At 72.8% G+C, this 12,089-nt stretch carries 12 protein-coding genes and 1 pseudogene; 8 read left to right on the top strand and 5 right to left on the bottom strand.

From position 1 onward, the window contains the following. Positions 1-346: 346 nt before the first annotated feature. Positions 347-1,513, bottom strand: a complete 1,167-nt coding sequence (locus GUY61_RS26300) for an NAD(P)/FAD-dependent oxidoreductase (protein WP_166632725.1) — start codon at positions 1,511-1,513, stop codon at positions 347-349. Between the two features lie 158 nt (positions 1,514-1,671). On the opposite strand from GUY61_RS26300, the gene GUY61_RS26295 reads away from it, so the two are divergent. After that, positions 1,672-2,124, top strand: a complete 453-nt coding sequence (locus GUY61_RS26295; protein ID WP_166632724.1) for a DoxX family protein — start codon at positions 1,672-1,674, stop codon at positions 2,122-2,124. 77 nt (positions 2,125-2,201) lie between these two features. Continuing rightward, positions 2,202-2,615 carry a Zn-ribbon domain-containing OB-fold protein gene (locus GUY61_RS26290; protein ID WP_243766760.1) on the top strand — a complete coding sequence of 138 codons (414 nt, stop codon included), beginning with the start codon at positions 2,202-2,204 and terminating at the stop codon, positions 2,613-2,615. 10 nt (positions 2,616-2,625) lie between these two features. Here GUY61_RS26290 and GUY61_RS26285 read toward each other — a convergent pair whose 3' ends face one another. Next, a complete protein-coding gene (locus GUY61_RS26285) occupies positions 2,626-3,339 on the bottom strand; it encodes a pyridoxal 5'-phosphate synthase (protein WP_166632723.1) in 714 nt (237 codons plus the stop codon). 32 nt (positions 3,340-3,371) lie between these two features. Continuing rightward, complete coding sequence (locus GUY61_RS26280) at positions 3,372-3,965, bottom strand: dihydrofolate reductase family protein (protein WP_166632722.1); 594 nt, start codon at positions 3,963-3,965, stop codon at positions 3,372-3,374. A 131-nt stretch (positions 3,966-4,096) separates the two neighbouring features. Between GUY61_RS26280 and GUY61_RS26275 the strand changes: the two are divergent. Continuing rightward, positions 4,097-4,660: pseudogene (locus GUY61_RS26275) on the top strand (TetR/AcrR family transcriptional regulator); the annotation flags it as partial. Between the two features lie 117 nt (positions 4,661-4,777). On the opposite strand, the gene GUY61_RS26270 reads toward GUY61_RS26275, so the two are convergent. After that, positions 4,778-6,037 (bottom strand): thiolase C-terminal domain-containing protein, encoded by a 1,260-nt coding sequence (locus GUY61_RS26270; RefSeq protein ID WP_166632720.1) that lies wholly within the window; start codon positions 6,035-6,037, stop codon positions 4,778-4,780. Between the two features lie 173 nt (positions 6,038-6,210). Here GUY61_RS26270 and GUY61_RS26265 point away from each other — a divergent pair, with 173 nt between their 5' ends. Beyond that, the gene (locus GUY61_RS26265; RefSeq protein WP_166632719.1) at positions 6,211-7,518 is read left to right on the top strand and encodes an acyl-CoA dehydrogenase family protein; all 1,308 of its coding nucleotides are present in this window, start codon (positions 6,211-6,213) and stop codon (positions 7,516-7,518) included. Beyond that, positions 7,518-8,060: a nitroreductase family deazaflavin-dependent oxidoreductase gene (locus tag GUY61_RS26260; protein WP_166632718.1), complete on the top strand. Its 543-nt coding sequence runs from the start codon at positions 7,518-7,520 to the stop codon at positions 8,058-8,060. Before GUY61_RS26265 ends, GUY61_RS26260 begins: the two co-directional genes overlap by 1 nt. A 285-nt stretch (positions 8,061-8,345) precedes the next feature. Here the strand turns inward: GUY61_RS26260 and GUY61_RS26255 are convergent, their stop codons facing one another. Next, positions 8,346-8,993, bottom strand: a complete 648-nt coding sequence (locus tag GUY61_RS26255) for a TetR family transcriptional regulator (protein WP_166632717.1) — start codon at positions 8,991-8,993, stop codon at positions 8,346-8,348. Between the two features lie 314 nt (positions 8,994-9,307). Here GUY61_RS26255 and GUY61_RS26250 point away from each other — a divergent pair, with 314 nt between their 5' ends. From GUY61_RS26250 to GUY61_RS26240, 3 genes are all read left to right on the top strand, one after another. Continuing rightward, positions 9,308-10,093: a VOC family protein gene (locus GUY61_RS26250; RefSeq protein WP_166632716.1), complete on the top strand. Its 786-nt coding sequence runs from the start codon at positions 9,308-9,310 to the stop codon at positions 10,091-10,093. Between the two features lie 213 nt (positions 10,094-10,306). Next, complete coding sequence (locus GUY61_RS26245; protein WP_166632715.1) at positions 10,307-10,606, top strand: response regulator transcription factor; 300 nt, start codon at positions 10,307-10,309, stop codon at positions 10,604-10,606. Between the two features lie 430 nt (positions 10,607-11,036). Next, on the top strand, positions 11,037-12,089 hold a 1,053-nt coding region (locus GUY61_RS26240), incomplete at its 3' end, for a serine/threonine-protein kinase (RefSeq protein ID WP_166632714.1).

Raw genomic sequence — 12,089 nt, 5'->3', positions numbered from 1 at the left:
GGGCGCGGAAGGGCGGAGGGCGGAGGGAGGCCGCCGGCCTCGCACCCTCCGCGGGGGAACCGTGCCTCGCCCCGGCGGCCGCCGAGGTGTGCCGTCCCGGGGCGGTGTCCGGGAACCGCCCGGGGCCGAAGCCCTCGGGCCGGTGTCCCGGAAGCGTCGCGCGCCGGGGCCGCGGGTGACCCGAGCGGACGGTCGGCGAAGTCCGGAGCGGTGAGGTGCGGCGGCGCCCCAGGGGTGCGGAGCCGGGGCGGCACGTGGCTCCGCCGCGTGGGCGCGGCCGGGCGCGGCGGAACCCCCGGGCGCGGCGGAACCCCCGGGCGAACGCACCGGACTGCCGGCGCGGCGCTCAGCCCGTACGGCGCTTGGCGAGGTTCAGGGCGACCGACCTGGCGATCCTGCGCGCGTCGAGGGCCATTTCGCGGAACATGCCGCTGATGGGGTTGGTGAAGCCGGTGAAGTAGAGGCCCGGGTGGTTCCTGGGGAAGCGTGCGCCGTGGACGGTGGGGCGGCCGCGGGAGTCGAGTACGCCGTCGAGATGGCCGACCAGGCCGTCCAGGGCGCGGACGTAGCCGGTCGCCGCGATGACGACGTCCGGGGAGAGCCGGGAGCCGTCTGCGAGGACCGCCTTGTCGCCCTCGAAGGACTCCAGGGCGGCGACAGGCTCGACCTTCCCCTTCCGTACCGCGTCGATCAGGCCCACGTCCTGGACGGGGATCGCGCCCTCCTTCACCCGGCTGTACAGCCCGGTGGTGGGGCGCGGCAGCCCGTGCGCGGACAGGTCCGGCACGCTGAGCCCGGCCAGCGGCCGGGCGAGCCGGTCGACCAGGCCGGTCGGCAGCCGCCGCACGAGGATGCCGGTCAGCTGTGCGGGCCAGCCCGCGGTGGAGCGGCGCACGATGTGCGGCGCCGTACGCACCGAGAGCCGAACCCGGGCGGCGCCGCCCTCGATCAGGTCGACGGCTATCTCGGCGCCGGTGTTGCCGAGGCCCACGACCAGGACGTCCCTGCCGGCGTACGGGGCGGGATTGCGGTAGTCGGCGGCGTGCAGCAGCTCGCCGCCGAAGTCCTCGCGCCCGGGCCAGTCGGGCAGGCGCGGGGTGTGGTTGAAGCCGGTCGCCACGACCACCGCGCTGCCCGTCAGCTCCCGGCCGCCGCTGCCGTGCAGCAGCCACCCGGCGCCGTCCGCGGACCGCTCGATCCGCGAGATCTCGACACCGGTGACGATCTCCAGTTCGTGGTACTCCGCGTACTTCTCGAGGTAGCGGACCACGTCGTCCCGTGACACCCAGCGCCCGAAGGCGCGCGGCATGGCGAGCCCGGGCAGCCCGGACAGGCGGCGGGTGGTGTGCAGGTGGAGCCGGTCGTAGTGCTTGCGCCAGGAGGCGCCCACGGCGCCGGACTTCTCCAGCACGACGGCGCGTACACCCTGCTCGCGCAGGGCGGCCGCCGTGGCGAGCCCGCCCGGGCCGCCGCCTATGACGTACACGGGTCGCTCGTTGGTGGTGTCGGACATGGTCGGAGCGTAACGGCACCGCCGGGCGGTGGGTGTCGGTCAAGGCGGAAATCCATTGCGAAACGATCACGAACTGCCCCATTCAACCTTCCCGTGGTCTTGCGTGAACGGCCGGTGTCCGGTGAACTGACGTACCGTCAGATAGTGGGAGGCGGAGCATGCGGACCCTCTGGCTCGGCGGCGCGGAATGGCTCGCGGTGCTGCGGATCGGTCTCGGTCTGTGGTGGCTGGAGAGCTGGCGCCACAAGGACAAGAAGGCCTGGTTCGAGCGCGGCACGGGCATCCTCTGGGCGTCCGAGGTGGCTGACCGGCACCGCTGGGAGTTCGTGCGGCGCGGCTTCGCGGCGGTCGTCCGGCCCCGGCCGCGGGTCATGGCGCATGCCGTCGTCCACGCGGAACTCGCCATCGGCCTCGGGCTCGTCACCGGCCTGCTGACACCCGTCGCGCTCGCCGGCGGACTCGTCCTCAACCTGCTCTATCTCGTCCTGATGATCCACGACTGGGCCGAGCAGGGCCAGAACTCGATGATGGCGCTCATCTCCCTCACCGCGCTCTGCGCGATGAGCTGGCAGACCTGGTCCCTGGACGCGGCGTTCGGACTCTTCCTGTGACCGGGCCCGGGCCCGGTCACAGGAAGAGTCCCCGTCCCCGGCCGCGGCCGTCCTCGGTCCCGGGCCCCCGCTTCGACCTGCCCGAGACCGATGCCTTCACCGGGCCCTACTGGGACGCCGCCGCCGAGGGCCGGCTGCTGCTGCGCCGCTGCCGCGCGGAGGGCTGCGGGCGCGCCCACCACTACCCGCGCGAGTTCTGCCCGTACTGCTGGAGCGAGGACACCGTCTGGGAGCCGGCCGGCGGCCGGGCCACCCTCTACACCTGGTCCGTGGTCCACCTCAACGATCTGCCGCCGTTCGCCGCCCGCGTCCCCTACACCGCCGCCGTCGTGGAACTCGCCGAGGGCCCCCGGGTGATGACGGAGATCGTCGACTGCGCCGAGAGGGACCTCGCGATCGGGCTGCCCCTCGAAGTCGCGTTCCGGCATGAAGACGGACCTTCGGGGCCGATCGCCGTTCCCGTGTTCAGGCCGCGGGCGGCAGGTGAGTGAGCCGCCCGTTTCAGGGCCAGAGCAGTTCCTGAGTCCACCCGCCGCCGGTCCGGGACCCGTTCCCGTTCCCGTTCCCGTTCTCCGACCCCGGCCCGGCATCCGGAGCGTGCTGCCGGTAGCGCAGCCGTACGTGCCGGCGCCGCGCGTCGCCCTGGAAGAACTCGACCTCCTCCGGCCGCAGGACGTACAGCGTCCAGGTCGGGACAGGAGCCCGCGGCTCCCGCCCCGCACGCTCCCAGGCCGCCGCGCTCGCCGCCGCCAGCTCCCCGTACGAGCCGAGCACCTCGCTCTGATGCCCGACCAGCGCCGCCGCCAGCGCGCCCGTGGAGCGGGCGTGCAGGTCGGCCGCGCTCTCCTCGGGACCGGCGGCCACGACGGTCCCCCGGACCCGCACCTGACGGCCGTGGACCGGCCAGTAGAAGCCGAGCGCGGCGTACGGGCGGGCCGCGAGCTGCCGTCCCTTGCGGCTCCCGGAGTGGGAGGCGAAGTGCCAGCCCCGCTCGTCGGCGTCGTGCAGCATCACCGTCCGTACGTCGGGCCGTCCGTCGGGACCGGCCGTCGCCAGCGACATGGTGTGCGGCTCGGGCTGACCGGCGCCGGCCGCCGCGACCAGCCACTCGCGGAACAGCGGCAGCGGCTCGGCGGGGGCGTCCGCGGGCTCGAAGACGGGCAGCTCCACGTCCCAGACGCGCAAGGAGCGCAGCACCTCATGGAAGTCGTTCACGGGCCCATCCTGGGGGATGCCTCCCAGGGCGGTCACCCCTGCCCGTCGCGCTCGTACCGGAGTACGTTCGCCCCGCTGTCCAGTGTGGTGACGTCCTTGAGCGTGAACGCCCGCGGCGCGAACCCCGCGTCGGGCCCCTCGAACATCCGGATGCCGGCGCCGGCCACCACCGGGTACAGCTTGACGATCAGCTCGTCGATCTCGGGGAGCAGCGCGGTGGCCAGCGTGCCGCCGCCCACCAGCCAGATGCCCAGGCCGCCGTCCTCGGCCTTGAGCTCGCGCACCTTGGCGAGCGGGTCCGCGGCGACCAGCTCCACGGCCGGGTCCGGGCTCTCGGGGCCCAGGGTCCGCGAGAAGACGTACTGCCGCAGGTGGGCGTACGGGCTGGTGACGCCCTCCTTGAGGGCGATCTCGTAGCTCCCGCGCCCCTGGAGGCACGTGTCGAAGTGCTGGTTGGGGAGGCCGTCCGTCCCGAGCGCGGTGCGCGCCGCGGTCGGCATGGTCTCCGGATAGTGCGCGTTGATGAATTCCATGGTGGCGGCCATGGGGAAGAAGTCGAACTCGCCACCGGGGCCCGCGATGTATCCGTCCACGGTCAGTGCGACGTAGTAGGTCAGCTTTCGCATACCGCCTCCGCTCCTCATGACTTCGCTCGTAGTACTTCGTTTGTAGTGGTTTGAACGTAGTACTACGATTGGAGTGGTGTCAACGGGTCAATGGATTGAACGGCAACGCGACCGGCGAGGAGATCGGCGGGATGAGGCAGAACCGAGCGAGGCGTGCGGCCCTGGTGGACGCGGCGATCGAAGTGCTGGCCCGTGAGGGGGCGCGCGGTCTGACCTTCCGCGCCGTCGACGCGGAGGCCGCCGTGCCCACGGGCACCGCCTCCAACTACTTCGCCAACCGCGACGACCTGCTGGGCCAGGTCGGCTCCAGGATCTACGAGCGTCTGGAGCCGGACGCCGAGACGCTCGCGGCAGGCCTCGGCGGGCCGCGCACGCGGGAGCAGGTCGCCCTTCTCGTCCACGAGACCGTCCACCGGGTCGCCGGTTTCCGCTCCGGCTACCTCGCCCTCCTGGAGCTCCGCCTCGAAGCGACCAGGCGCCCGGAACTGCGGGCCTTTCTCACCCGGCGGATCCGGCAGGACGTCGACGCCAATGTCGCGAACCACCTCGCAGCCGGGCTGCCGGGCGACGAGACGACCGTGCTAACCCTCTACATGGCGATGAACTGGCTGGTCGTCGAGCAGCTCACGCTGCCGGACGTCTTCCCGGCCGACACCGTGCCCGGCCTCGTCGACGCGATCGTGGACCGGATCCTGCCGCCGGCGCCAACGGGCACGGAGCCGGGCGCCGACGCCGACGCGGACCCGGGCGCGAGGGCGAGCGCGAGGGCGAGCGTGGACCCGGCCGCGAGCGCGGACGCCCCCAGCGGTTCGTCAGCGGGCCAGCACCAGGGTTCCTGACGAGCAGAACCAGCCGCCCGTGCCGGAGACGACGGCGATCCCCGGCGGACGGCCCTCCCGCCCGCGCCGGTTCTCACTCCCGCTCCTGCTCCCGCTCCCGCTGCCGCCGTCGTCGCTCGCGGCCCCCCGTCGGCCACCGCGGCCGTCCCACCGCAGCACCTGGCGGCCCTGGCCGGCCTCGCCGCGCAGCTGTCGCACGGCCTCGACGACCAGGAACAGGCCCCGCATGCCGGGGTGGCAGGCGGACAGCCCGCCGCCGTCCGTGTTGACGGGCAGCTCGCCCGACAGGGTCAGCCGGTCCTTCCCGATGAAGGCCCCGCCCTCGCCCTTGGCGCAGAACCCCAGGTCCTCCAGGGTCACCAGGGTCATGTAGGTGAAGGCGTCGTAGATCTCGGCGATCTCCACCTCGTCCGGGGTGACCCCGGCCCGCTCGAAGGCGAGACGGCCGGAGACCGCCGCCGGGGAGACGGTGAAGTCCGGCCACTGCGACATCGTGGTGTGGGAGACGGCCGTGCCGGCGCCCAGCACCCACACGGGCGGCCGGGCGGTGTCCCGCGCGTATTCCTCGGCGGCCAGCAGCACGGCGCAGCCGCCGTCGCTGCGGACGCAGCAGTGCAGCTTGGTGAAGGGGTCGGCGACGAGGGGGCCGGACAGGACGTCGTCGACGGTGATGGGCGCGCGGTACATCGCGTCCGGGTTGGCGGCGGCGTTGGCGCGCGTCTGTACGGCCACCTCGGCGAGCTGCTCGATCGTCGTCCCGTACTGGTGCATGTGGCGGCGGGCCGCCATGGCGTACTTGGCGATCAGGGTGTGCCCGTAGGGGACTTCGAACTGCAGCGGGCCCCGCGCGCCGAAGGAGAGGTTGGCGGTGCGCCGTCCCGCCTTGAGATCCGCGCGGGCCGTGGACCCGTACGTCAGGAGCACGACGTCGGCGTGGCCCGCGCTGATCGCCTCCGCCGCGTGGGCGGCCATGACCTCCCAGGTGGAGCCACCGACGGAGGTGGAGTCCACCCAGGTGGGCCGCAGGCCCAGGTACTCGGCGACCTCGGCCGGGGCCAGGGTGCCGGTGCCCGTGGAGGCGAAGCCGTCGATGGCGGAGCGGTCGAGGCCGCTGTCGGCGAGGGCGCGGCGTGCCGCCTGCGCGTGCAGGGCGTAGGGGGTGGCGGTGTCGACGCGGCCGCAGTCCGAGAGCGCGACACCGACGACGGCGACCTTGCGACCGGAGGAGGACATAGATCTGACGGTACATCAGTTATGCCGCCGGATGCAGCCGCACGGGCGGCCGCCCCGTCCGTCTGGGATCCGTGCCGGGGGCCGTCTGGGCATCCGTGCCGGGGGGACGTACGATGACCCGCCCCTGAGCTGACGCAGCGTCAGTCAAGCGCTGCCGTACGGGAGGAGTCCCGGTGGATGCCGCGTTCACACCCGAGCACGAGGAGACCGGACGTCTGCTGCGCGAGGTGCTCGCCGAGCGCCGCGCGCCCGGCCCCCGCGCGGACGGCGCCGGCGGGGCGGCAACGGACCCCGTGGGATGCGACGAGGAGCTGTGGCGCACCCTCGCCCGGCGGCTCGCGCTGCCCGGACTGCTCGTCCCCGCCTCGTACGGGGGAGCGGGCCGCGGACCGGCCGAACTGGTCGCGGTCTGCGAGGAGGCCGGCCGCTCACTGCCGGCCTCGCCCCTGCTGGCCACGGCGGTCCTGGTGGCGCCCCTGATCGCGGCCCGCGGCACGGAAGCCCAGCGTGAGGCGCTGCTGCCCCCGATCGCCGACGGTTCGCTGACCGCCGCACTGGCCGTGCCCGGTGGCCGGCTCGCCACCGCCCTGGCGCTGACCGGCGCGAACCACCCGGGGGACTGGTCGGGCGGCGGCCGCGCCGGCGGTGTGCAGGCCACTCCCGGGGAGGACGGCTGGCGGCTGTACGGGCAGGCCGACCAGGTGCTGGACGGGCACAGCGCCGGGCTGCTGCTGGTGGCCGCGCACACCGGAGGTTTCGCCGGCAGCCGCACCCTGCTGTTCGTCGTACGGGGCGAGAGCCCAGGAGTCGTACGGGTACGGCAGAGCACCCTCGACGAGACCAGGCCGCAGGCCCGCGTCGAACTGCGCGACGTCGCGGCCGAGGCACTGGGGGGCGGGCCCGCCGGACAGCCCCCGGGCCCGGTGGACGAGGTGCCCCGCGCCCTGGCAGTCACCGGAACCCTGGCGGCCTGCGCGCTCGCGGCCGAGGCCGTGGGGATGGCGGACAGGGCTCTGCGGCGTACCGTCGGGAATGTGCGGGAACGTGAGCGTCACGGGCGGACCACCGGGCCCTCGCCCGCGGTCAGGGACCGGCTCGCCGACGTCTACGCGCGGGTGCGGTCGGCACGGACGGCGGCGTACTGCGCCGCCCTGACGCAGGACCCCCCGGCCGCGAGGCTCGCGCTCGCCCAGTCGCTGGAGACGCTGCGGACGGCGGCGGCCGCGTGCGCGCAGGCGGACGGCGGCGGGGTGGGCAGCGGCACCGGCCCGGAGCGTGAGGCGCGGCTCTGCCTCGGGCGGGCCGCCTCCGACGAGCTGCTGTTCGGGCCCGTCCACCTGCTGCGGGAACATGCCGCGGAGCGCGCCGCCCTGTTCTCCGCGACGGATCCGCACTCGCTCCCGCATCCCGGCCCTCTCCCCTCCCGGGAGGCGTCGCCCGAGGTGCCCCGCGAGGCGTCCCACCGGGCGGTGACGGCCTGATGGCCCCGCCCGGAGCCGCCGCCGGGATCCGGCTGGTGCAGAAGGTGTCCTCCACCCGCGCCTTCGCCAGGTTCGCGCCGCACGTCGTCCCGGCCATGGACCGGGCGGTGCACCGGCTGACCAGGGGCAGGTACCTGCTCAGCTCGCAGCTGCTGCCCGGCCTGATCCTCACCTCACGGGGCGCCAGGACCGGAGAACCGAGGCGCACCCCGCTGGCATGCATGCCGGAGGGCGCCTCGGGCCCCTGGATCCTCGTCGGGTCCAACTTCGGGCGCCCGGGACACCCCGCCTGGACTGCCAACCTGCTGAAGAACCCCGGGGCGGAGATCAGCTGGAAGGGGGAGGACATCCCGGTGCGGGCCCGGCTGCTGGAGGGCGCCGAGCGTGAGGCGGTCTGGACGGCAGCCCTCCGGTTCTGGCCCCCGTACGCGACGTACCAGGCACGCGTCGAGCGGCAGATCCGGCTCTTCAGGCTGGAACGGCGCCCGCCGCGGAGCGCGGAAGCCGGTGGGGACCGGCCGGGCGGTCCACCACCGGCATGACAGGACGCAGGTGAGCGGAAGGCCCGGACGGGAGCGAAGCCGGGCGCGGTTCCGGCACGTTCCCCTCGTTCCAGGGGCCTTTGAGGTGCGGGTCTTTGAGGTGCGGGCTTTTGAGATGCGGGGCCGTTCGTTGCAGGACAGTTCGGTACAGGACGCTCAGGATGTTCAGGGTGATTCGGGGTAGTTCGGGGCGGTTCCGGCCGGGCCCGGTCGGTTCCGCGTGACTCCCGGCAGCGGCGCACGGCCGCTTCGCCGGGCCGCACCGCCGGCCGGCTGCTCCGCCGGCTACTTCGCCGGCTTCTTGCCCGTGATCCCCAGGTGCACCAGAAGCGCCAGCGTCGGCCTCAGTTCGGCCTGCTTGACCCCCCAGGTCTGGAAACCCTTCTGGTGCGAGGCCACGGCCGCGAGCATCGCGACGAGCGCGCCCGCCATGGCCGCCGGATTGAGATCCTTGTCGACGCGGCCCTTGGCCTGGAGTTCCTTGACCGAATCGGTAAGGGAGTTGGTCACGGAGTTGAGGATCTTCATACGGATCTTGTAGAACCGTTTGTCGCCCTCGGCGGCGCCGAGGTCGACGACTCGGAGGATCGCGTCGTTCCTGCGCCAGAAGTCCAGGAATCCATCGACGAGTTCCTCGGAGGTCTGGCGGCCCGACCGGCCGGCCCAGGAGCGGCCGGAGACGAGCTCGGTCAACGCCGCGCCCTCCTTGGCCATTTCCTCGGCGATCTCGAGGACGGCGCCTTCGACGTCCGGGAAGTACTGGTAGAAGGTGGCGGGCGAAGTGCCTGCCTTGCGGGCGACGTCGATGACCTTGACGTCGCGGTACGGCGACGAGCTGAGCATCTCTCCGAGGCAGTCGAGCAGCTTCTGCCGTGTCGCCTGACCCCGGCGTCCGGCCACGCGGCCGTCGACGGTGCGAACTTGTCCTGTCATGCCGTCAGCTTACCGACGGGTGATCGGAGCGCGATTCGGCCGACTGCAAATGGGGGCCGGGCCCTTTTGCCCGCCCTTGATCCGTTCCCGGCCGGCATCCCTTCGGGCCCGCGGCCGCTCCCGCCGCCCACACCTCTGAATAGTGTTATCAACAGCCTGTGGACAACTTCGGTGGACAAGTCAACCGGTGCCGGTACGGCGTAGCCTGTAATTGACCAAATGTTCGAATGATTGTTCTGCGTGACGGCCCGCGCACCGTTAGCTTTGACTGTGACGGGCAGCACATCTCGTACGTTCGCGGAAGGACCGGGTTCATGGCGGCATATCCGGACGGTGTCCCCTGCTGGGCCGACGCCGCGCTCCCCGACGTGGAGGCCGGCAAGCGCTTCTACGGGGAAGTCTTCGGCTGGACCTTCGACGAGAGCCCGGCGCGCGAGTACGGCTTCTACACCAACGCCTTTCTCGACGGCAGGCGCGTCGCCGCCCTCGCTCCCAAGAGTGACGGGCGGATGCCCACCGTCTGGAGCGTCTATCTCGCCGCCTCCGACGCCCGGGCGACCGCGGAGCGGATCCGTGAGGCGGGCGGGCGCGTGATCATGGAGCCGCTGCGCGTCGGCCCCCACGGCACGATGGCGGTGGCAGCGGACCCGAGCGGCGCGGTCTTCGGGCTCTGGCAGGCCGGGGAGCACACCGGCTTCGAGGTGGAGGGCGAGCCCGGGTCCTACGCCTGGACCGAGGTGTACACGCGGGACAAGGAAGCCGTGGATCCCTTCTACGAGTCCGTCTTCGGATTCGGCGGATTCGACCTCCCGGACGCGAGCATCGACTTCCGGACGTGGTCCCCGGCCGGGGAGAAGGCCGGGCCGGAGACCGCGATCGGCGGGCGCAGTGTCATCTCGAGTGCCATGCCCGCCGAAATGCCCGCCCATTTCCTGGTCTACTTCGCGGTCGCGGACTGCGACGGCACCGCGGAACACATCGCCAGGCTCGGTGGCCGCATCACGCGGGAACCCTTCGACACTCCCTACGGCCGGATGTCCGTGGTCAGTGACGATCAGGGCGCGGTATTCGCTGTCATCGCACTCGCGGATGATCAGTGAACTGCAAACAGTCCCGCCCGAAACGACTTGGACGCGCACGAACATAGTTGAAACGGGGATGTAAGTGCGGGTGTCGATTTGCATATGCGTCAAGGAGTTGAGTGATAACGGTCACTCTGAGTTTCGAGGGGTAACAGAAACCTGCCCACCTCTGTTTGGATCGGAGCGCAAGCCTGGTCCAGTGCAGAACCCGAGCCGCAGGAGTGATAACGCATGTATGCCCGTTGGCAGTTGGAGAGCCGTCAGAGCGAGGGCGCGTCCACCGGAAGCGCGGGACGGCGAACTCCCGACTTCTCGGTGCTGACGGCGCGCGAGAGTGAGGTACTGCTCATGCTCGCCGACGGTGAGCCCAACCGGGTGCTCGCGCGGCGCCTCGGAATCGCCGAGCGGACCGTGCGCGCCCACGTGACCAGCCTGAGCCGGAAGCTCGGCGTCCGCTCGCGTATCGAGGCCGCGCTGCTTGCGCAGCGGGTCCGCGACGGAGTCGTTCCGGTGATGTGGCCGATGGCCTGACCGCCACCGGCATCGCCGCAGTGGGCATGGACACAACCGGCAATGGCGCCGACCGCGCCGCGGGGGAAGAGTAGGACTCGTGGGGGGTTGGCAGGCCGCCCGGTGGGCCTGTCGGGCAGCCTGCCGCCTTCCCCCTTCCGTTCGCGCTCGCCGGCTCCGGCCCGCACCGCTCGGCACGCGTGTCCTTCTTCACGTCCCCGCTCGCGTGCTCTCGCCGCACGCCCCGCCGCGCGCCGTTCCACGCGCCTCCGCGCCGCCCGCGGCCCTCTCTTTTGTGTACTTTGGCCAGGGACATCCCGGTCTCTCCCCAGGTTCGCAACCACCGGCTTCGCCAGGAAGAATCAGGGGTGCGTGCCGCCGGAACCGCTCGGTGGTGAGACGCTGCACGGGGCCGCATTTCACAGCGGCCGCACGGGGAGGTGGCAGGCAAGTGGTGGAGCAGCTGACGCAGCACGACCCGAGAAGGATCGGCCCTTTCGAGGTGCTCGGCCGGCTCGGGGCCGGCGGCATGGGGCTGGTCTATCTGGCCCGCTCGGCGTCCGGCCGGCGCGTGGCGATCAAGACGGTGCGCACCGAGCTCGCCGAGGACCAGCTGTTCCGCGTCCGCTTCACACGTGAGGTCGAGGCGGCCCGGGCCGTCTCCGGGTTCTACACGGCCGCCGTCGTGGACGCCGACCCGCGGGCCGCCGTGCCCTGGCTGGCCACCGCGTACGTCCCCGCACCCTCCCTCGAGGAGATAGTGAACGAATGCGGGCCGCTCCCGGCCCAGGCGGTGCGCTGGCTGGCGGCCGGAGTCGCCGAGGCGCTCCAGTCCATCCACGGCGCCGGGCTCGTCCACCGCGACCTGAAGCCGTCCAATGTGCTGGTGGTGGAGGACGGTCCGCGTGTCATCGACTTCGGCATCGCCTCCGGGGTGTCCAACACCCGGCTGACCATGACCAACGTGGCGGTGGGCACACCCGCGTACATGTCGCCCGAGCAGGCGCGTGACTCGCGCAGTGTGACGGGCGCGAGCGACATCTTCTCGCTCGGCTCGACCCTGGTCTTCGCGGCCACCGGGCACGCCCCCTTTCACGGGGCCAACCCCGTCGAGACCGTCTTCATGCTGCTGCGCGAGGGGCCCGACCTGGAGGGGATGCCGGACGAGCTGCGCCCCCTCATCGAGTCCTGCATGCAGATGGAGGCGGGCCAGCGGCCCAGCCCCGCCGATCTCCAGGCCCAGCTGGCACCGCACCTCTACTCCTCCGGTGGCGACGACAGCGGCACGGCCTCGGCCTGGCTCCCCCCGCACGCCGTCGGCATGATCGAGACGCGGCGCGACGGCCGCCCCCGCACGGCAGCGGGACAGGTGGCCGGGCCCGGCCCCTCGGCCAGGGGCGACGGCAGGCCGGGGCAGCGCGAGGCGCCGCCCGCCCCCTCGTACGCGCCCTCCGCACCGTCCGCCGCGCCCTCCGCCGTGGCCTCCGGGGGACCGGGCGGGGCC

Origin of the sequence: Streptomyces sp. GC420 (genome assembly GCF_009916105.1) — a bacterium.
Classification (GTDB): domain Bacteria; phylum Actinomycetota; class Actinomycetes; order Streptomycetales; family Streptomycetaceae; genus Streptomyces.
The sequence above is the reverse complement of the archived record's forward strand: the minus strand, read 5'-3'. Positions and strand labels throughout refer to the sequence as shown.

Coding starts and splice junctions, on each gene's coding strand:
- GUY61_RS26250 (WP_166632716.1), top strand. CDS start 9,308: ATGGCGGCATATCCGGACGGTGTCCCCTGCTGGGCCGACGCCGCGCTC.
- GUY61_RS26255 (WP_166632717.1), bottom strand. CDS start 8,993: ATGACAGGACAAGTTCGCACCGTCGACGGCCGCGTGGCCGGACGCCGG.
- GUY61_RS26245 (WP_166632715.1), top strand. CDS start 10,307: ATGTATGCCCGTTGGCAGTTGGAGAGCCGTCAGAGCGAGGGCGCGTCC.
- GUY61_RS26260 (WP_166632718.1), top strand. CDS start 7,518: ATGGCCCCGCCCGGAGCCGCCGCCGGGATCCGGCTGGTGCAGAAGGTG.
- GUY61_RS26280 (WP_166632722.1), bottom strand. CDS start 3,965: ATGCGAAAGCTGACCTACTACGTCGCACTGACCGTGGACGGATACATC.
- GUY61_RS26270 (WP_166632720.1), bottom strand. CDS start 6,037: ATGTCCTCCTCCGGTCGCAAGGTCGCCGTCGTCGGTGTCGCGCTCTCG.
- GUY61_RS26295 (WP_166632724.1), top strand. CDS start 1,672: ATGCGGACCCTCTGGCTCGGCGGCGCGGAATGGCTCGCGGTGCTGCGG.
- GUY61_RS26300 (WP_166632725.1), bottom strand. CDS start 1,513: ATGTCCGACACCACCAACGAGCGACCCGTGTACGTCATAGGCGGCGGC.